Raw genomic sequence first — 822 nt, 5'->3', positions numbered from 1 at the left:
TGATGATCGCCTGCTGCGAGCGCCGGTTCGGCGCGACGAAGACCCCGCACCCGGTCGAGTGGCTGTCCGACAACGGCTCCGCCTACATCGCCAAGGAGACAGCGCAGACGGCCGCCGCGCTCGGCCTACGGTTGCTGTTCACCCCGGTGCGTTCGCCGCAGAGCAACGGCATCGCGGAGGCGTTCGTGAAGACGCTCAAGCGCGACTATGCCCGCCTTGCCATCTTGGCCGACGCCGAGACCGTGATGCGGCTTCTGCCGGCTTGGTTCGAGGACTACAACACGATGGAGTGGCCCCCAATTCGACCGGACATGAGGCGCAACCGTGAGGGCCTAGGTGGACGCCTAGGCATGCGCCTATGCCGAACGAAACGCAGCGGATTGAGATCATCACCGGACGCGAGCGCCGGAGACGCTACACTGGCCAGGAGAAGGTGCGCTTCGTCGAGGAGACGATGCAGCCGGGCATGACGGTGTCGGCCGTGGCGCGGATGCACGGCATCTCGCCCAGCCTTCTGTTCGGGTGGAGGCGTCGCATGGCCGAGGGCGGACAGATCGCGGTGCAAGCCGACGAGGAGGTCGTGGCCGCCAGCCGGGTGCGGGAGTTGGAAGCCCGGGTGCGCGACCTGGAGCGTCTGCTTGCCTGCAAGACGCTGGAGGTCGAGGTGCTGAAGGAGGCGTTGGCTGTCGCGCGAGTAAAAAAACGTATGGCCCGCCCCGTCCGCAAGGTGGTCGGTGAAGGTGCCTGTGTCCGGTCTGCACAAACGTATCCGGCATGTCGGCGCAGTGGCCGCCGCCAAGATGGAGAGCCGCACGTCCCGGG

Annotated in this window: 1 protein-coding gene and 1 pseudogene; both read left to right on the top strand. The window is 66.9% G+C overall.

Going from position 1 to position 822, the window contains the following annotated elements; translation table 11 throughout:
* Positions 1 to 281, top strand: a pseudogene (locus tag ACLBYB_RS32670) (integrase core domain-containing protein); the annotation flags it as partial.
* Between the two features lie 77 nt (positions 282 to 358).
* Positions 359 to 822 (top strand): transposase (locus ACLBYB_RS32665; RefSeq protein WP_447701363.1); only part of this gene is annotated, 464 nt, incomplete at its 3' end.

It is taken from the genome of Methylobacterium sp. D54C (assembly GCF_053345595.1).
Note: the sequence above shows the minus strand (reverse complement) of the source record. Positions and strands in the feature narration are given on the sequence as shown.